Raw genomic sequence first — 19251 nt, 5'->3', positions numbered from 1 at the left:
TGTCATTTTCCCTCTGCCTCTGTGCCACCTACTCTCTCATCTGCCTTATTTTCACCAGTCTTTCGCCACTCCCCAGTCCCTAATACCTACCCCCTAACTAATACAGATAAGGATTCGTCTTCGGTTGATAGTCAAGACAATCGATCGCTTCTTCTGTATTGGCAATAGATGGGCGTACAGTGCATTTAAGACGGTAATTGTCAGTAAAAAATTGGCAACCAGTACAGGGGATTTGATGCATTTGCTTGGCTGTAGCTACGCTATCTCGCGCCGCCGTCCAGAGACTCAAAACAACGAGAATAGTTACAGTCCAAGCAATGAGAAAGCAAATTGGGACTAACAAAGGTTGAATCCCATGAATGAGGAAAGATATTAGTTGCAACACGGCATTTGCTGATACAAATTAGTAGTTAAAAGTATATTAACTCCTAACTCCTAACTCCTAACTTCTCACTATAGAAGTATATTAAACGCCAGCATGACCCAGCGCTAAACCAGTGACGAGCATTCCTAGAACCAGGAAAGGTTGGGCGCTGGCTTGGTACTTAACATCATTCTTCACGGGGTCGCGCAGGAAATACATATCCTGTAAAGTGATTTGCGGAATGATTAAGAGTATTAGTATTGTTGCATACAAATTCTCATGGATGCTGACGAGATAAGCTGCAATCAATCCTTGAAATACATCAATCGTTACTACACAAATCCATGCTGCGGTGGTGATGCCAAACATTACGGGTAGTGAATTTAATCCTAACTGGCGATCGCCTTCTACACTCTTAAAATCATTAACAATGGCAATACCTAATCCAGCCAAGCTGTAGAACATTGTCAAAATTATAATTGTGGAATTGAGTTCGCCAAACAAAGCGTGTCCTGTAGACCAAGGTAGGGTGATATAGCTTGCACCCAAGGCGTAGCTACCTAGCCAGCCGTTTTGCTTGAGTTTCAGGGGAGGTGCAGAATAAATGTAGGCAATAAAAGAACCGATAATCGCGATCGCTGTAATTGTCAGGAATTCATGACCAGACCACACATCCAGCAAAAATGCCAAACCAATACCAGCAATCAGCAATACCCAAATCTGAATAATTACTTGGGGTAGGGGAATTGCCCCAGAGGGAATGGGGCGATAAGGTTCATTGATGGCATCGATTTCGCGATCGTAGTAATCATTGAGGATTTGGGTGTAACCTGTCATCAATGGCCCAGCCAGTAACATACAGGCTGCTACCTTAAACACATTTTCCAGCGTCCAGGTATAGTTACCAGAAGAAGCCGCACCACAGACTACGCCCCAAATTAGGGGAATCCAGGTGATCGGCTTCATGAGCTGCAAACGAATTTTCCAAATTGAAGTTTCCCCAGACGCTGCACCTTTCATCCCCAGCATCTGCCTAGTTTTCGCACTGCGATCGGCAGATGTTGCTTGCTCATTGGCATTATTTACCACTAAGTCTAGTGCTTCAGATGGGTTAGGGTCTGGGGGAATGGGAGTTGATTCTGACATAATTTTTACTAATTAATGGGGTATTGGGCATTGGGAATTGGGCATTGGAGATTGGGCATGGGTCATTGGGCATTGGTAATTAAGTTTCTTGCCTATTTCCCGTCCCCAGTACCCAGTCTCCAGTCCCCAGTCCCCCTTCCCCACTCCCATAAATTAAAACGAAATTATCAAATAATTATTCTGAAACTTTGCTCCAGCAACAGGTCTGCCACTCAGAGCCGGGGGTAAGGGAATATTGCGCCGCTGATCTCCTGCTTCTACCGTGACTTCTGGCCCATATTGGGTAAGCTTGACCTGCTTTTTGTCAAATCCTGGCAAGAACAAGCGTACTTGACGATTGTGGATGTCTATTTCAATAGGTTTGGGAGCCTGTAAAGCTTGTGCTTCAAAGTTGGGTAGAGCGTCTATCAGTGGTTGCCAATCACCTGTTGACGAGTCGGGAACGACGCTCACAGGTAGGGGTATAAATTCCTCTGACAGATTGACATTTGTCTCGGTAGACACAAGCAGAACACCACCGACAGTTAAACCGATTTGTTGAGCGCTACCCCATAAATAACGAGCATTTGCTACCTCAATCGGATCTGCTGTAGTCACTAAGAAAGCAGCGAGACGCTTGGGATCGGCAAGAGCGGCTCTCCCTTTTTCTAATAAATTATTGACTTGGTTAGTGGGCCCTGCAAAGTTATCTGCTGTCCAGTTGATATTGAAAAAACTGCTAATCAGCGGTTGAATCAAGGGTGATTCAGTAATCGTCTTCCCCAAATCGGAGTTGACAAACAATTGCCGAAATCGCCGGACATACCAACTCAGAGATTCTGGCAAACCTAACGTTCGCAGCGTTAAAGAGTCGCCCGTGCCATCGTAGACGATCGCATCATATTTGCCACTGGCATCATATTCGCGGATAGCATTCAGTGCCAGGGCGTTGTCCATCCCCGGCAATACTACCAGTTCTTGACCAAAAACGTCTTTGAAGATCGGTGTGCGGAGATATTGCGCCTCAAGTTTCTTCACTTCATCCCAGTTGCGTTCTAGGAGTACAGATGCTTGAAACTGGACTACTTGTAAATTGGGAGCGATTTCCTGGGGATCGGCAGCAATGGGAGTACCCAGCAGGATTTGCAATGTTGGTTCTGCTTGTCCTGCTAGGAGTACGCGCTTGCCTTGACTTGCCAATAATTTGGCGGCGGCGATCGCAATTTTGGTACGAGCGGTGCCGCCTTTGCCCAAAAATGTCAATATTAGAGCCATTACTTGATTCCTATTTTCACCGCCGAGCTTTTCAACTCCAACTTAACATTCAATAAAGAATCTCAGCCTGTGCTGCAAATTTCAGATGCCAAGAAAAACCCGGTTCTGAGTTCTTTACTACTACACAGGTTTGATTTCATCTTCAAAAAACCAAGTGGAAGTATTGTCGTCAAACATAACCACTACACCGATCCCAGCACCATCGGTGACTTTGTAGCCTTGGATGATACCCACTTGCCCAAGTTTTTTTACCACTGGGGGAGAAACGCGATCGCGCAAACGAAAGACTTTAACCTTTTGTCCGATTTCCATGCCTGATTACAATTTCAGATAAACCTTCGTCTCAGTGTAGCGGAATCCGTGACTCTGCTCTCATAAATTCAGTGGAGATCGGGAAGTGAGGGAGATGAAGGAGAATAGTAAATGACTTATGACTTCTGAGATTCAATGACGGTTATAACAAGAACGACAGCGATCGCAAGGAATTGATCCAGATAACTTGAGTTAAGCAAAAACTCACGTCCTTAACAAAGAAAAAGCCTAACAAACAGACGTTATATTTGTAGTAAAAATATACTTGACAATATCCTATTTATTGTATAATCGCCAAGATAATTTGGATACAATTTTCTAGTGATGATAAATTCTAAAAGCACTGAAGAGATTTCCAACAAATAAATTATCCAATCTTATGAGGTGGGTATCCTGCCTACCCACGTTTAACCAAAGGCGGGTAAGATACGCACCTCACAAGAAGTAGTTGGATATTTTTTCTATTTGAAAGTCCCTGAAAAAGGAACTTTCATAAATATAATAGGCTTCAGTGAGAGCAATTAGGTGAGCGGATAGTGAGTAGTAAGCGAGGAAGCAAAAATTGTTGCCGACAATGCAGGGAGTTGTACGTAAGGTAGGGAGATGGAGGCGCATCTTGCCCATAGATGAACAGTTATGGGTAAAGTTCGACTTACTAAGAACTCTAGTACGCCGGGATTTAGAGGCACGTTACAAGGGTTCTGTTTTGGGTAACTTGTGGCCTTTGCTAAATCAGTTATCACAATTACTGATTTATACTTATGTGTTTTCTACCGTACTGAAGGTGAAGCTGACTACTCTCAAAGGTCTACCAGCAAATGATTTCACCTTTGGTTTGTGGCTATTTGCAGGCTTACTTCCTTGGATCGCTTTTACGGGTGGTCTAACGCAATCTGCTAATTCGGTACTAGGACAACCGAATTTAGTCAAGAAGGTGGTGTTTCCTTTAGCTTTGTTACCTCTAGTGCCAGTTTTGTCCACATTTATTGAGAGTTCCTTTGGTTTAATGGCATTGATTTTTTTCGTGGCGGTAAATACTCATACTTTACATAGTACTTTGGCGCTATTACCCTTGGTCTGGGTAACGCAGCTATTGCTAACAGCAGGGTTGGGCTATTTAGCAGCAGGACTAACGGTATTTTTGCGAGATATCCCCCAGACTTTAGGAGTGATTTTAAATATTTGGTTTTATGCAACACCGCTTGTCTATCCAGCATCAGCAATTCCAGAGCAATGGCGGAGTTTGGTCTTCTGGTTAAATCCAATAGCTGCGATCGCAGAAGTTTATCGTGACATAGTTTTAATTGGAGAGGTAAAACACTGGGGGGAATGGGGAGTTGCTTCTGCGATCGCAACTATTATATTTTGTTTTGGTTTCTTAGTATATAAGCATTTACGTCCCGCTTTTGCAGACGTACTATAGCACAGTTCTACTGGTAAATAACTCCATCAATCAACCTAATGGTAGTGTAAATGATGCAGTTTGAAATATAAACTATGTATGCTTCAACAAAGGATGGAATACTTGATAGATTGAGTTGATAATTTATGTATTGTTGATAAAGTTGTGAAGTCTTGAATGTCCTGATAGTAAGTATATAGTGGTATGGGTGAGGAGATTTCAATTTTGCTGAATAATGTATCAAAATGCTACAAGCGGTATGCTCGCCCGGTAGATCGACTTAAAGAAATTTTGCTACCCGGCAAAATTCATTCACAAGAATTTTGGGCCTTGCAGGATATTAGTTTAGAGGTTGCTAAAGGTGAGACTTTAGGAATTATTGGTCAAAACGGATCTGGCAAAAGTACTCTACTGCAAATTATTGCAGGTACGTTAACACCAACAACAGGTGAAATATATGTCAAAGGGCGGGTTTCGGCTTTGCTCGAATTAGGTAGCGGCTTTAATCCTGAATTTACTGGCAGACAAAATGTATTTTTTAATGGGCAAATTTTAGGATTAAGCCGAGCAGAAATAGAAGCAAAGTTTGATAAAATTGCTTCCTTCGCTGAAATTGGCGATTTCATGGAACAGCCAGTTAAAACATACTCTAGCGGTATGTTTGTTCGTTTAGCATTTTCAGTAGCAATTAACGTTAACCCAGAAGTTTTAATTGTAGATGAATCTTTAGCGGTAGGCGATGGTATCTTTGTCCATCGTTGTATGGCCAAAATTAGAGATTTTCAAGATGCTGGAGGAACAATATTATTTGTATCTCATGATATAGGATCTATTTCACGCCTGTGTTCAAAAGCTATGTGGATTAATCAAGGGATTATTGTAGACGCTGGACAACCTGCTGAAGTATGTAAACACTATCAAGCATGGGTGCATGAAGAAGTAAATAAAAGAACTAGTATAAATTTGAATTCAAATAATAATGAGAATATTCCTGCCAATGAAGAAGAAATTGATTTGGCTAAAATCACCATTAAAGAATTAAATCCGTTTACGAAAAAGCCGTATATGGCTTTTTATGGATTTGAGAGATTTGGTACAGGACGTGCAGAAATTGAGCATATCTCTGTGTTAGATAGTGACGGGCAATCTATTAAGTTGGTTTATCCTGGAGATATTTTAAAAATTAGAATCACTACATTCAGACACGATAAAGTTAGAAAACCAAATGTTGGCATAGCACTACTGGATAGATTGAGAACTGTTTTATCAGGATGGAGTACAGAACTTTTAGATAAAAATTTTGCTAGCTACTGGCTATCTAAATCAGAAATAGGAAGAGCAACAGTCGATTTTGAGTTTATTTGGCCTCACTTGGCTGGTGGAAATTATGCCTTAGATATCGCATTTGGAGATGGAACACACGAAAATTTAGAAATGCTGGATTGGATTCAGAATGCCATAGTTATACAAGCAGCAGTAAATGATTTGGTAGAAGGAGTCTTTCAAGTATCTGGCAGAAAGATCAGACTCTACGAGGAATCACTATGTACACAATAGTTAAAAATTATTTTAAATCTAAGCTTGAAACCTGGATTAGATTATATTTTGATATTTACCTCAAGCAATCTCTAACGCAAGGCTATTTTGATCAGCGTATCAAAGATGTAAGCTTAAAACAATACTTGGTTTTTGGCGAACCTCAAAGACTAAAATTGTCACAAACATGCGTTGTAAATAATGCATTATTTAACTTATCTTCGGGAAGTATAGTAATAGGAGAATATGTTTTTTTTGGGCACAATGTTAGTGTAATAACTGGAAGTCACGACTATAGAAATTTTGGGCTAGAGAGGATGAACAATTTTCCAACTGAAGGAAATGATATTGTAGTTGAGGAAGGGGCTTGGATAGCAAGCAATGCCACTATAATTGGCCCTTGTAAAATTGGTAAGAATTCTGTAGTAGCGGCAGGCGCAGTTGTGAAATGCGATGTTCCTAGTTATCAGGTCGTAGCAGGGATTCCAGCAAAAATAGTCAAAGAAATAATCCCGTAAAAGTGAAAATTTTATATATTTTAAAAATATAAATGATGATTGAACCAAACAATCCTGAAATTAACGTTGATGAATTAATGCAAAAGATTCGCAATGAGGTAGCTAAACGCCAAGTTCGCTCACAGTCAGTGGATTTAAAAACTAATATAGACACATCAAGAATAAGGTCAAACCTTAGCTATATTGAAGCTTTGCTCAAAAATGCAGAGTCTAGAGCATTTATTCGTACAAAATGGCCTGATAAACTTAATCGCTTTCCTTTTAATTTCAGCCCTAAATTAAAAAAACTGCTTCTGAAAGCCATCAGTTTTTTATTTAACGATCAGCGAGAAGTCAATTTCAATTTAATTAATTCTTTAAAAGAGTCCGTAGCGCTTAATCGTCAGATAATAGAACAAATTACAACTGTAAAGACGCAAGTTGATGAGCGCCTGGATGTTGCAGATACTCGCTTCCAAAGCTTGGATGAGCGCCTGGATGTTGCAGATACTCGCTTCCGAAACTTGGATGAGCGCCTGGATGTTGCAGATACTCGCTTCCAAAACTTGGATGAGCGCCTGGATATTGCAGATACTCGCTTCCAAAACTTGGATGAGCGCCTGGATGTTGCAGATACTCGCTTCCAAAACTTGGATGAGCGTCTAGATACTTTGGACAGCAGCGTCCGAGAAATAGATGACAGCTTTAATACTATTGATGCTTTAATTAGTAACTTTTTAAATAGCATTCAAGAACGTTTGGATACTATGAATAGTGGAGTACAAGAAATAGATGAACATCTGAGTGCTGTCGAGGCTCGTATGGAAGGACTGAATGAACGCCTTATTACTACAGATACTCGTATCCAAACAATAAATGAACTTTACACTAGAAATGATAGTTACCTTAAAAATGACCTAATCCAGCTGAAGCGTTTAATAACAATGTTTCTGGAAGAAGCGCGAAAATCTTTGCCAGAACCTTTTAGTAAAGACCATCTAGCAACCTTTGTCAATGAAAACCAACATTTTTTAGATGCCTTTTATGTCGCTTTTGAAGATCAGTTTCGAGGTAGTCGTGAGGATATATTCAATAGTTTAAAAGTATATCTGCCTTTAATTAAGGAAGCTAAAATTGGTACATCTGAATCCCCAATTGTAGATGTGGGTTGTGGACGAGGTGAATGGTTAGAGTTGCTGCGAGAGTCGGGATACATAGCAAGGGGTATAGACATCAACAGAGTAATGCTGGAGCAGTGTCGCTCTAGAGGACTTGAGGTGATAGAAGCAGATGTTATTGCCCATTTACGAGCTTTACCTGATAGCAGTTTGGGTGCTGTAACGGGGTTTCATATTATTGAGCATCTCCCATTTGAAACGCTAGTTCAGTTATTTGATGAAGCAGTCAGGGTACTGAAGCCAGGTGGATTAGTAGTTTTTGAGACACCAAATACTAGAAATATATTAGTAGGCTCAGGAGATTTTTACAGAGATCCCACACATAAAAATCCGATTCATCCTGATACAATTAGTTTTTTAGCCGAGTCAAGAGGGCTAATTAATAGTAAATCATATTTTTTTGAACAAACTGATGGAATAATGCATCTTGTTAATTCATTACAAATAAAATTTAATGATTTAAATGAATATGTTAAGGTTTCCCGCGACATGGTACTAATAGCTTATAAGGCATAAAAACTAGGAGTTACAACTTTTAAGAATGAGAATAGGAGTTATTACAGTTCAAATACCTTTTATACGTGGTGGTGCAGAAATATTAACAAATGGTTTGGTAAAAGCCATTCGTGAAGCAGGTCATGAAGTGGAAGAGATATCCATGCCTTTTCGTTTCGCTCCAGTAAGTGAAGTTAAGCGCAGCATGGATATTTGGGCTAGTGAGAACTTTGAGTATATGAATGGCTACACTATGGATTTGGTCATTTGTCTCAAGTTTCCCACCTTTTACTTGCAGCACCCTAATAAAGTTGCTTGGATTATTCATCAACATCGGGCTGTATATGACCTTTGGGATACTCCTTTTGCTGAAGGCTTATCAACTACATCTGACGGTAAGGCACTTAGACAAGATATTATTCAACGTGATACCCAAGCCTTAAAAAGTTTTCATAAACTCTTTACTATAGGAAAAACAGTTTCAAAGCGTCTTCAGCATTTTAATAAAATTAGTTCAATCACTCTTTATCATCCACCAAAGCTAGATACTCATTTTTATAATGCGCCAGCAGAACCGTACATTTTTTTTCCAAGTAGGTTAGAAGGACTGAAAAGACAAGATTTATTAATTAAAGCCATGAAGTATGTCAAATCTCCAGTTGTAGCCTTGCTGGCTGGAGATGGAGGACAGAAGATGGCTTTTCAAAATCTGATTGAGCAACTAGATATTAATCAGCGAGTGCGTCTGATAGGAAGGCTTTCAGACGCAGAAATGATCGGCTTCTATGCTCATTGTCTGGGGGTTTTTTTTGGTTCCTATGACGAAGATTATGGTTATGTCACGTTAGAGGCAATGTTGGCTGCTAAACCAGTAATCACTTGCAATGATTCAGGAGAAGCAGTAGAGTTTGTAATTGACCAAGAAACAGGTTTTGTTGTTAACCCAGAACCAGAGGCGATCGCACAAGCCATTGATGATTTATACTTTCATCAACAAAGTGCTGTTGCAATGGGGATGGCAGGACTGGAAAGATACCGAGCGCTAAACATATCCTGGGAGAATGTCATAAACAAGCTTCTAGATAAATAATTGTTTAAAAACACTTAAGGCAGCGAAAGGGTATGAACAATCTCAAGTCTTTTACTTCCAAGATTATTGCTAACTTGTCCAACTTATATGCTAGTAATAGCGGAATTAATAAGGTGGTTTATCAGTCTAACACTTTACCAAAAACTAGTGTAGACAAGATTGAGTATAAAAATCTTAGTGAATTTGATTACTTGCAATATCCACGTAAATTAAATCTCGGGTGTGGATTTGATATTCGTTCAGCTTACTTAAATGTTGACTTCCAGGATTTTCATAACCCAGACTTGGTAGCCGATATTAGAAAACTAGATATGCTCCCGTCAGAATTTTATGAAGAAATAATTGCTCAAGATTGTCTTGAACATTTCCCTCGATTAGACACTGAGCCTGCATTAGCTGAATGGTCAAGATTACTTAAGTCTGGAGGGATTCTGAAACTTAGGGTTCCTGACTTGATTGGTTTACTTAAGCTTTTTTCCTGGGAATCAAACCAATCTATCGAAAAGCAAAAAGTATTAGTTCAATGTTTGTATGGAACACAAGCTTATAATGGCGATTGGCATTTGACTGGTTTCACGCAGATTCTGTTAGAGCATTATTTAGAAGAAGCTGGATTTAACAAGATTAAGTTTGAAACAAAAGACCATTGGTTATTTGAAGTGACTTGTCAAAAGAAATAATTTCTATAATCAATATCCAAATAGTCATTATAGCTTCTAGCATTGTTTCATTTTATCTTGGTGGGGCTGAAAATATTTGATAGAGAATTAAGTTTGATAGGAAGGCTTTCAGACACAGAAACGATCGGCTTCTATGCTCATTGTCTAGGTGTTTTTGTTGGTTCCTATGAGGAAGATTATGGTTATGTCACGTTAGAGGTAATCTTAGCTGTTAAACCAGTAATTACTTGCAATGATTCAGGAGAAGCAGTAGAGTTTGTAATTGACCAAGAAACAGCTTTTGTTATTAACCCAGAACCAGAGGCGATCGCACAAGCCATTGATGATTTATACTTTCATCAACAAAGTGCTGTTGCAATGGGGATGGCAGGACTAGAAAGATACCGAACGCTAAACATATCGTGGGATAATGTTCTAGAAAATGCCCTATAGCAAATTCCAAGATGTTGAAAAGCCTGGCTGTAGTTTTTGGATACAAAAGAAATAAAAAGCTAATCTGTAAAAATCATGCAAATAGCCATTATTGCTCCTAGCCCTGTTCCATTTTGCATTGGTGGGGCTGAAAATCTTTGGTGGGGACTGTTAAAATCTATAAACCAAAATACTCCTCATCAGGCAGATTTAATTAAATTGCCAAGTCCAGAAATGAATTTCTGGGAACTCATAGATAGCTACAGAAGTTTTTCCAACTTAGATTTGACTCACTTTGATTTAGTGATATCTGGTAAGTATCCGGGATGGATGGTACAGCATCCCAATCATATCTGTTATATGCTGCACCGATTACGCGGCTTATATGATACATATCATTTTACTAGATACTCAGAAATTTATAGTTCAAAAAATCGAGAAATTACTACTTTACAGCAGTTTATAAGAAGCAATCAGGGAAATAGGAATGCCTTAAAAGAATTTTTTGAAAGATTAGAACGGCTGCGCTTTAGCTCAAATTGCCCAGGAGATGCGTTTCAGTTTCCTGGGCCTTTAATACGAGAGCTTGTTCATTTTCTTGATGGGATAGGTTTAGCAACTGATGCAATTAAGAAGTATGCTGCAATTTCTAAGAATGTAGTCAAACGGGAAACTTATTTTCCTTTAGGAAGTGCTGTAGAAGTTATATATCCACCCTCAAATATCCAATCTTTTCGTAAAGGTAGTAGTGACTATCTATTCACAGTTGGTCGTTTAGACAGTGCTAAACGTATCAGCTTGTTAATCCAAGCAATGAAGTATGTGAAAACAAATATTCAATTGAAGATCGCTGGAACAGGCCCTGATGCTGACTATCTGAAAAAAATGGCAAGAGAAGACGAAAGGATTGTTTTTCTGGGGTTTGTTAATGACCAAGAAATAACAAATATTTATGCCGATTCCTTAGCTGTTCCTTACGTTCCCTACGATGAAGATTATGGGCTAGTGACCATAGAAGCGATGATGAGCGGTAAACCAGTGCTGACTACAACAGATGCTGGTGGACCTAATGAGTTTGTCATCAATGGTGAGACAGGATATTCAGTCCTACCTGACCCACAAGCACTGGCTGAACGGATTGATTATCTGTGCGAACATCGAGATGAAGCACAGCAGATGGGTCTGACAGGTCGAAAGCTAGTTGCAGAAATTAACTGGCAAAATACAGTTGCTCAGTTGTTGGGTGAAACTAAGTCATTTATATCTACATCTTTATCTAATCCAGTTGTCAAAAAACGCAAAAAAATTACAGTGGCTTTGACCTTTGCTGTTTTTCCTCCCAGAGGAGGTGGACAAAGCAGAGTATTTCATCTGTATGCGCATCTAGCTAGTCAGTTTGATGTTGAGCTAGTAACATTTACAAATGCCGATCAAGATGTATTTAGAGGTGAAATTGCTCCTAACTTATATGAAACGCGAATTCCCAAGTCACAGAAACATCAAGAGCAAGAATGGCTAATTGAACAAAAGGTTGGAGTACCAGTTACAGATGTAATTATGCCACAACTGTACCATTTAACTCCTGCATATATGGAAGCTTTAAAAGCATCTGTAGAATCTTCAGACTTTGTGGTTGCTTGCCATCCTTACCTTTTGCCTGCAATTCAAGCATTAACTAATAAACCAATTTGGTATGAAGCTCAAGATGTAGAAGTGGAACTAAAAAAAGGTATCCTGCCAAATAATACGATGGGGTATGAGTTACTAGAGATAACTCGCAAGGTTGAAAATGAATGTTGTTTTCTAAGTCAACTAATCATGGTTTGCTCTATCGATGATGGTAAAGCCCTCCATCAAATGTATGGTGTAGATTTAAGCAAAATTATTGAAGTTCCTAACGGCGTAGATTTAGAAAAAGTTAATTATGTCGAGATGGAAAAACGTTATTTAAATAAACAAAAGTCAGGTTTAGCTGGAAGTTTTACTGCAATATTTTTAGGCAGTTGGCACAGTCCTAATTTAGAGGCGGTGCGGCACATTTTTAAAATGGCTCAGGAACTTCCCAATGTTAATTTCCTGGTGATTGGTAGTGTGGGTTTGGCGTTTCGGGATGAACAACGACCTGCAAATGTTGGCTTTATGGGAGCAGTAGATGAAGAAACGAAAGATACTGCTTTTGAATTAGTAGATGTAGCACTTAACCCAGTCACTTTTGGCTCAGGAACTAATTTAAAAATGTTAGAGTACTTTGCATCTGGAATTCCTGTCATTTCTACACCAATTGGTGCAAGAGGGCTAGGAATTGAGGATGGTAAACACTGTGTAGTTGTGGAGCTAGAAAAATTCTCTGAGGCGATCGCTCACATAAAATGTGAAGATTTAGCAACTAGGCAGATGCGTGTTGAGTCTGCTAGACGATATGTCGAAGAAAAGTTTGATTGGCAGGCGATCGCTAATAATTTTATTCACGAAATTACCGGGAAATCGTTTGATTTTAAAGATTAAATTGCTGCTACTACACCTCATCAACCTGCAATACGCTGTATAATATGTAATGCTGGTATCCCTTATAAAGAAGTTGATATTTAGTAATTAATAATTATAATTTATTACTACCTTAACTACCACTGGACTTTTCAAGCCAAAACTCAACATCTCAAGTCCTTAGTTCGCTATATTACAGTTTGTTTAATTGGCTTCGTTTAAATACAGTTATTATGCTCATAACAGTCAATTTTTTGCATTTATGGTATACGTTTGGTCAAATAGTATCAATTATCATTATTCCAATCAGTAATTTTATGCTTAATTCTCGTTGGGCGTTCAAATCATGACATCTAGAAAAGCCCTCATTACTGGACTAACTGGACAAGACGGCTCTTATCTTGCTGAACTACTACTAACCAAAGGCTATCAAGTCTTCGGCTTAGTCCGCCGCTCAAGTTCCAGTAATCTTGAGCGCATCAATCACCTTTCTGGCGATATCCAAATCCTTCCTGGCGATCTTTTAGATCAGTCATCATTAATGGATGTGATTACTGAAGCTCAACCTGATGAAATTTATAATCTCGCCTCTCAAAGCTACGTTCCTCTGTCTTGGACACAACCTGCTCTCACTGCTGAATATACGGCCCTCGGCGTCTCTCGCCTCTTAGAATCCATTCGTCGTTGCAAACCAGATGCCAGATTTTATCAAGCATCCAGTAGTGAAGTCTTTGGTCAGCCTGACGAATCACCCCAAACCGAACGTACTGCTTTTCGTCCGCGCAACCCTTACGGTGTTGCCAAAGCATACGCTCACTGGATGACTGTCAACTATCGGCAGAAATACAACCTTTACAACTGCTGTGGTATTACTTATACTCATGAATCGCCTCGACGTGGAACAGAATTTGTATTTCGCAAAATCACGCACGCAGCTGCTCAAATTAAACTGGGTTTGGCAAATGAACTAAAATTAGGCAACCTAGATGCCTGTCGTGACTGGTGCTATGCCAAGGATGCTGTTTACGCTATGTGGCTGATGTTGCAGCAAGAACATCCTGATGACTATATCATCGCCAGTGGTGAAACTCACTCTGTCAAAGAACTCGTTGAGTGTGCTTTTAACTGCGTTGGTTTAAACTGGCAAGATTATGTCTTAGTTGATCCTGCTTTTTATCGTCCTGATGAATCAGTCCAGTTAGTTGGTTCCATTAATAAAATTAAGACGGAGTTAGGTTGGCAGCCTCAGTACTCATTTGAGCAATTGGTTGAGGTTATGGTTGATTATGACCTGAAAAAATGAGCAAAAACGGAGCTTAAATATTCTGATGCTAAAAATTGTAGTTGATGCCACTCCAGTATTTCCAAAACCTAGTGGAGTTGGCTTTTATGTTGCTAATCTAATTCGCTCACTTAATGCTTTACAGTTTCAAGAAGAGTTTCAATTGGGTATTGCCTATCAACCAGGCTTCAAAAATTGGCTTCTAGGCAAAGTAACTGTACCTAATTGTTTAAATGAATATTCTCATATTTATTTACTGCCTATACCTGTCAGAGTCTCGAATTTATTATTGACATCAACTCAAGTTTCAAATTTATTTCTATATTATTTTCAAACATATTTTGAACAATGTTTTGATTACCCAAATATATTACATGGAACAAATTACTCTATTTATCCTTGTAATAATAGTCTAAAGGTAATGAATATATATGATTTAACTTTTATTAAATATCCAAATTATATAGATTCAGTTGTAAAAAGATATGCAGAAAGAGTTAAACGATGTTTACAATGGACAGACCTAATTTTGACAATTTCAGAAAGTTCTAGAAAAGACATTATTGAGTATTTACAAGTAGATCCCAAAAAAGTATATGTTACTCCTTTAGCTAGTCGCTACAGTCCTAATTATTTATCTGATAAAAAAAATATTGCGGCTTTAGAAAAGCAGGTTAATTACGATTTTTCAAACCCGTATCTACTTTTTGTTAGTACAATAGAACCGAGGAAAAATATTAATGCTATTATCTATGCTTTTAATTTATTAAAGAAAAAATACAAAATTGAGCATCAATTAATATTAATTGGTAAAAAAGGTTGGAATTACGATCCAATATTTGCTGACATTGAAAGTTCACCTTGGAAAAGCCAAATTCATCATCTTGACTACTTATCTGATGAATTAGTAGCATTATTTTATTCAAAAGCTGATGTCTTTGTTTATCCATCTCACTACGAAGGGTTTGGTTTACCCGTATTGGAAGCAATGACGTTAGGCGCTCCAGTCGTTACTTCTAATACTTCGTCAATACCAGAAGTTTCAGGAGATGCTGCTATATTAATTGACCCCAGCGATCCTGTTCAACTAGCCGAAGCTATCCTGAAAGTAATCAGTGATTCCCAGTTGCGACAAGAATTAATTAATAAAGGTAAAGCCAGAGCAAAATTATTTTCTTGGGAAAGAACGGCAAAAGAAACATTAAACGCTTACAGAACCATTAGTTAATGAAAATAGTAGATAATATCTCTGCCAAACAATTAATTATTAACTTATCTATTCTCTTGTCTCAACCAACAGGTATAGGCAACTATGCTCAAAACATTTTTCCTTATTTAAAATCTTTGGAACCCGCTCTATTAGTAGCGCAAAAATATCCCGATTTTGACTGTTATCCAATACCGTCAAACTTAACCCCAAACCACGGCACTAAAGGTCATTTTAACCGCCTCCTCTGGACACAATTTCAACTACCACAAATTTATAAAAACCTCAAATCAAGTCTTTTATTCTCCCCGCTACCAGAAGCACCCCTTTATAGCAATTGTCGTTTTGTTGTCACATCTTTTGATATGATACCGTTGCGCTTTGCTAAACGCTTCTCACCACTCACAGCCTACCACCGCCACTATACTCCCCAAGTCCTTAAGCAAGCACAACACATTATTTGCATCTCCCAGACTACGGCTAAAGATATCACTGATTTTTACCAAATTCCCGCCAGTAAAATTACTCCGATTCCTTTAGCGCACGATCGCACTCACTTCCTTCCTCTCAATCTCCCCACCAGTAACTACTTTCTCTACATTGGTCGCCAAGATCCATACAAAAACATCCAGCGACTCATCAGTGCTTTTGCGGCGTTACCTAACTGCAAAGATTATGAACTATGGTTAGTAGGGCCAATTGATTCGCGTTACACCCCGACTTTAAAAGTGCAAGTTGCAGAATTGGGTGTAACGAATCAGGTAAAGTTTCTTGACTATGTACCTTACAGCGAATTACCAAAAATAATTAATCAAGCGATCGCTTTGGTTTTCCCCAGTCTCTGGGAAGGTTTTGGTTTACCTGTCCTCGAAGCAATGGCTTGTGGGACTCCTGTCATTACCTCCAATCTTTCCTCCTTACCGGAAGTGGCTGGCGATGCGGCGATTCTAGTCAATCCCTACAACACCGGAGAAATTACAGAGGCAATGCAGGCGATCGCAACTAATTCAGAATTGCGATCGCGTCTACGTACCCTTGGCCTCAACCGCGCCAGTCAGTTCAGCTGGGCAAAAACAGGACTTGCTACCGCTGAAGTTATCAAGCAGTACCTATAATCGCTGATTTTTAGAAAATAGAAGCACTGCGGGGTAAGCTTAGTTCTTTACTGCAATAGCATTCCAGTTAGCGATCGCCTGCTCTTCGGTCAGAGTCGGGTCAGCATTACACACATACTCAAGTTTAGCTAACACGCTTTGATGAGCAAGAGCAATCTCTTGAGCAACGGGTGCTGTAAGAAGTTTCTTCCAGAGAGCATACTTTCCCTGCCAGAAGTGATTGTTTGTACTCATGGTGCGGAGGCGATCGATGGAATGCAACGAAACCACATCTAATATAGGCTTGACTGGGGTCAGATCCAGTTGTTCATTAAATTGGGAAAGTTCCTTGACCGCATCATTCACCAGATTTTCGTAACGAACTTTCAACGTGTCTTCTCGCCTCCACCATTCCGAGCTAATCGAGAGAAGTGCTGCTGCTCTACTCCCAGTGGCATAGTTAATAAACTCTGGGCTAAGTGGCGTTTTCTCAAGGATGGAAATCTCAGTTCCCCCTTCACCTTTTAGCCAGCTGGCAGTATCCGGTTCGTAGTTGGCAAAATGCAGAATAGAAATCAATACATCCAAGGGATGGCGGGCAAGAACTACCACACGAAATCCTTGCTCGGCTAGCAATGAAACTAAATCATCACTTCTGTGCCAATGAATCTGAAGCACTAATCTTGCTGGTAGCAAGTGCCAGGAAATGTCATTTGGATGGTGCACAGCCAGTTCAGCCATTTCATAACTGGCTGCCAGCATTTTTCGTAGCCAAGTATTACCCGATCGGGGATTGCTAATTATTGCCAGACGCAAGGCGTCTAAACTGCTCAAATTCTGTTAATCCTTTCAACTAAATTAGGGTACATCCAAACTAACATCATACTGACACCATAATTTAAATGCAATGATTTAGGATTTTGTCAAGTTTTCAGATTATCTTGACTAATGACTTGTAATTAATCCTAAATCCTGATGAAAGCACTATGAAAGCACTAATTCTTTCTGGCGGTAAAGGTACACGCTTACGTCCCCTTACCTACAGCGGAGCAAAACAACTTGTACCAGTTGCTAATAAACCTGTTTTATGGTATGGCATTGAAGAAATGGCCGCGGCTGGTATTACTGATATTGGCATCATCATCAGTCCAGAAACCGGGGCAGAAGTCCAAGGGAAAACCGGAAATGGAGAAAACTTTGGAGCGAACATCACCTACATCGTACAAGATCAGCCACTTGGACTTGCTCACGCCGTCCAAGTCGCTCGTCCCTTTTTGGGAGATTCTCCCTTTGTCATGTACTTGGGCGATAACCTGATTCAACTAGGTGAGTTACGTTACTTTCTGCAACAATTTCGCCAACAACAGCCAGATGCTTTGATTCTCTTACGTTCAGTTGCTAACCCTAGTGCCTTTGGTGTGGCTCAGGTGGATGAAACAGGACGGGTATTACAGTTAATTGAAAAACCCAAAGTCCCTCCTTCAAATCTGGCATTAGTAGGGGTTTATTTCTTTTCTCACCTCATTTATGATGCGATCGCAAATATCCAACCTTCCACCAGAGGCGAGTTGGAAATCACTGATGCCATTCAATACCTCATTAATCAGCAAAAGCAGGTCTTAGCCCACAATCTCCAAGGCTGGTGGTTAGATACTGGTAAAAAAGATGATTTATTAGAAGCTAATAGATTGATTCTCGATACCTATCTGACAGCATCAGTTGTGGGCGAAATTGATGCCCAAAGTCAGATTATTGGACGAGTCCAAATTGGGGTAAAATCTAAAGTAATTAACTGCACAATTCGGGGGCCAGTAGTCATTGGTAGCAATTGTCATTTAGAAAACTGCTTTATTGGGCCTTATAGTAGTATCGCTAACAATGTCACACTCATTGATACTGATTTAGAACACAGCGTTATTTTAGAAGGTGCTAAAATTGCCGGAATCCATCAGCGCATTATTGATAGCGTAATTGGACAAAGGGCACAATTGAGTCTTGCACCTCGTCGCCCTAAAGCGTTACGATTTATGATTGGCGATGACTGTCAAATTGAACTAACGTGATTTACTTATTCACAATAAAAAAACCACAGGCAAAATCTTAATTCTAATACCTGTAAAATACAAATATTAAATTACTCTCAAAATTAAGACTGTGGCACATTACTTATAATATTAATGAGCATTGTACATACCAAAATTCCCGAAGTTATCCAACTCGAACCCCAAGTATTTGGAGACGATCGCGGTTTCTTTTTTGAAGCTTACAACTACCAAAGATTTGGTCAAGAGATAGGGATTGTTACGAACTTCGTCCAAGATAACCACTCTTGCTCCAAACAAAACGTCCTACGTGGATTGCACTATCAAATCCAACAACCCCAAGGTAAACTCATTCGTGCTATTGTTGGCACAATTTTTGACGTAGCCGTAGATATTAGAAAAAGTTCGCCTACCTTTGGTAAGTGGGTAAGTTATGAACTCAGTGCTCAAAACAAACGCCTACTGTGGATACCACCAGGCTTTGCTCACGGCTTTCTTGCAGTTTCAGAAATAGCCGAAGTTCTGTACAAAACTACAGATTACTACGCGCCCCGAAGCGATCGCACAATTCTATGGAACGATCCAGATTTAGCGATAGATTGGCCCCTGAGTAGGCCACCGATTTTATCAGCTAAAGACCAAGCTGGTAAATCTTTGAGAACTGCTGAAGTATTTGATTAAGTAGTCATTGGTCATTGGTCATTGGTCATTGGTCATTGGTCATTGGTCATTGGTCATTGGTCATTGGTCATTGGTCATTGGTCATTGGTCATTGGT

The 19251-nt window shown here is 39.5% G+C and carries 19 protein-coding genes; 14 read left to right on the top strand and 5 right to left on the bottom strand.

What is annotated here, in order from left to right; translation table 11 throughout:
* Window positions 1–97 precede the first annotated feature (97 nt).
* From V7K41_RS16635 to petP, 4 genes are all read right to left on the bottom strand, one after another.
* Entirely contained in the window at window positions 98–385 is a 288-nt protein-coding gene (locus tag V7K41_RS16635) for a hypothetical protein (RefSeq protein ID WP_334849819.1), read from the bottom strand.
* 81 nt (window positions 386–466) lie between these two features.
* Complete coding sequence (gene chlG, locus V7K41_RS16630) at window positions 467–1510, bottom strand: chlorophyll synthase ChlG (protein WP_334849817.1); 1044 nt, start codon at window positions 1508–1510, stop codon at window positions 467–469.
* Between the two features lie 153 nt (window positions 1511–1663).
* Window positions 1664–2764, bottom strand: coding sequence for a Get3/ArsA fold putative tail anchor-mediating ATPase NosAFP (locus V7K41_RS16625; protein WP_334849815.1), 1101 nt, complete (start codon window positions 2762–2764; stop codon window positions 1664–1666).
* Window positions 2765–2884: 120 nt separating this feature from the next.
* Window positions 2885–3076, bottom strand: coding sequence for a cytochrome b6f subunit PetP (gene petP, locus V7K41_RS16620; protein ID WP_334849813.1), 192 nt, complete (start codon window positions 3074–3076; stop codon window positions 2885–2887).
* Window positions 3077–3650: 574 nt separating this feature from the next.
* Between petP and V7K41_RS16615 the strand changes: the two genes are divergently transcribed.
* From V7K41_RS16615 to V7K41_RS16565, 12 genes are all read left to right on the top strand, one after another.
* Window positions 3651–4499 carry an ABC transporter permease gene (locus V7K41_RS16615; protein WP_334849979.1) on the top strand — a complete coding sequence of 283 codons (849 nt, stop codon included), beginning with the start codon at window positions 3651–3653 and terminating at the stop codon, window positions 4497–4499.
* A gap of 183 nt (window positions 4500–4682) precedes the next feature.
* A complete protein-coding gene (locus V7K41_RS16610; protein ID WP_442943206.1) occupies window positions 4683–6035 on the top strand; it encodes an ABC transporter ATP-binding protein in 1353 nt (450 codons plus the stop codon).
* Window positions 6023–6532, top strand: coding sequence for an acyltransferase (locus V7K41_RS16605; protein WP_334849810.1), 510 nt, complete (start codon window positions 6023–6025; stop codon window positions 6530–6532). Before V7K41_RS16610 ends, V7K41_RS16605 begins: the two co-directional genes overlap by 13 nt.
* Before the next feature lie 32 nt (window positions 6533–6564).
* Window positions 6565–8205: a class I SAM-dependent methyltransferase gene (locus V7K41_RS16600; protein ID WP_334849808.1), complete on the top strand. Its 1641-nt coding sequence runs from the start codon at window positions 6565–6567 to the stop codon at window positions 8203–8205.
* 25 nt (window positions 8206–8230) lie between these two features.
* The gene (locus tag V7K41_RS16595; RefSeq protein ID WP_334849806.1) at window positions 8231–9274 is read left to right on the top strand and encodes a glycosyltransferase family 4 protein; all 1044 of its coding nucleotides are present in this window, start codon (window positions 8231–8233) and stop codon (window positions 9272–9274) included.
* 32 nt (window positions 9275–9306) lie between these two features.
* On the top strand, window positions 9307–9954 hold the full coding sequence (locus V7K41_RS16590; protein WP_334849804.1) for a class I SAM-dependent methyltransferase: 648 nt from the start codon (window positions 9307–9309) through the stop codon (window positions 9952–9954).
* A gap of 42 nt (window positions 9955–9996) precedes the next feature.
* Window positions 9997–10386: a glycosyltransferase gene (locus tag V7K41_RS16585; RefSeq protein ID WP_334849802.1), complete on the top strand. Its 390-nt coding sequence runs from the start codon at window positions 9997–9999 to the stop codon at window positions 10384–10386.
* A 75-nt stretch (window positions 10387–10461) separates the two neighbouring features.
* The gene (locus tag V7K41_RS16580; RefSeq protein WP_334849800.1) at window positions 10462–12870 is read left to right on the top strand and encodes a glycosyltransferase family 4 protein; all 2409 of its coding nucleotides are present in this window, start codon (window positions 10462–10464) and stop codon (window positions 12868–12870) included.
* 90 nt (window positions 12871–12960) lie between these two features.
* A complete protein-coding gene (locus V7K41_RS32915; protein WP_442943210.1) occupies window positions 12961–13071 on the top strand; it encodes a GtrA family protein in 111 nt (36 codons plus the stop codon).
* A gap of 124 nt (window positions 13072–13195) precedes the next feature.
* Window positions 13196–14152 carry a GDP-mannose 4,6-dehydratase gene (locus tag V7K41_RS16575; RefSeq protein WP_334849798.1) on the top strand — a complete coding sequence of 319 codons (957 nt, stop codon included), beginning with the start codon at window positions 13196–13198 and terminating at the stop codon, window positions 14150–14152.
* A 25-nt stretch (window positions 14153–14177) separates the two neighbouring features.
* The gene (locus V7K41_RS16570; protein WP_334849796.1) at window positions 14178–15359 is read left to right on the top strand and encodes a glycosyltransferase family 4 protein; all 1182 of its coding nucleotides are present in this window, start codon (window positions 14178–14180) and stop codon (window positions 15357–15359) included.
* Window positions 15359–16453 carry a glycosyltransferase family 4 protein gene (locus tag V7K41_RS16565; protein ID WP_334849794.1) on the top strand — a complete coding sequence of 365 codons (1095 nt, stop codon included), beginning with the start codon at window positions 15359–15361 and terminating at the stop codon, window positions 16451–16453. The genes V7K41_RS16570 and V7K41_RS16565 overlap by 1 nt, the downstream gene beginning before the upstream one ends.
* A 39-nt stretch (window positions 16454–16492) precedes the next feature.
* On the opposite strand, the gene V7K41_RS16560 is transcribed toward V7K41_RS16565, so the two are convergent.
* Window positions 16493–17266, bottom strand: coding sequence for a sulfotransferase domain-containing protein (locus tag V7K41_RS16560; RefSeq protein WP_334849792.1), 774 nt, complete (start codon window positions 17264–17266; stop codon window positions 16493–16495).
* A 152-nt stretch (window positions 17267–17418) separates the two neighbouring features.
* On the opposite strand from V7K41_RS16560, the gene V7K41_RS16555 reads away from it, so the two are divergent.
* Window positions 17419–18495 (top strand): glucose-1-phosphate thymidylyltransferase, encoded by a 1077-nt coding sequence (locus tag V7K41_RS16555; RefSeq protein WP_334849791.1) that lies wholly within the window; start codon window positions 17419–17421, stop codon window positions 18493–18495.
* Window positions 18496–18609: 114 nt separating this feature from the next.
* Window positions 18610–19155, top strand: coding sequence for a dTDP-4-dehydrorhamnose 3,5-epimerase (rfbC, locus tag V7K41_RS16550; protein ID WP_334849789.1), 546 nt, complete (start codon window positions 18610–18612; stop codon window positions 19153–19155).
* The last annotated feature ends 96 nt before the right edge of the window (window positions 19156–19251 follow it).

The organism is Nostoc sp. (assembly GCF_036917415.1).
GTDB lineage: Bacteria > Cyanobacteriota > Cyanobacteriia > Cyanobacteriales > Nostocaceae > Nostoc.
This window is presented reverse-complemented; position numbering and strand designations above follow the sequence as displayed.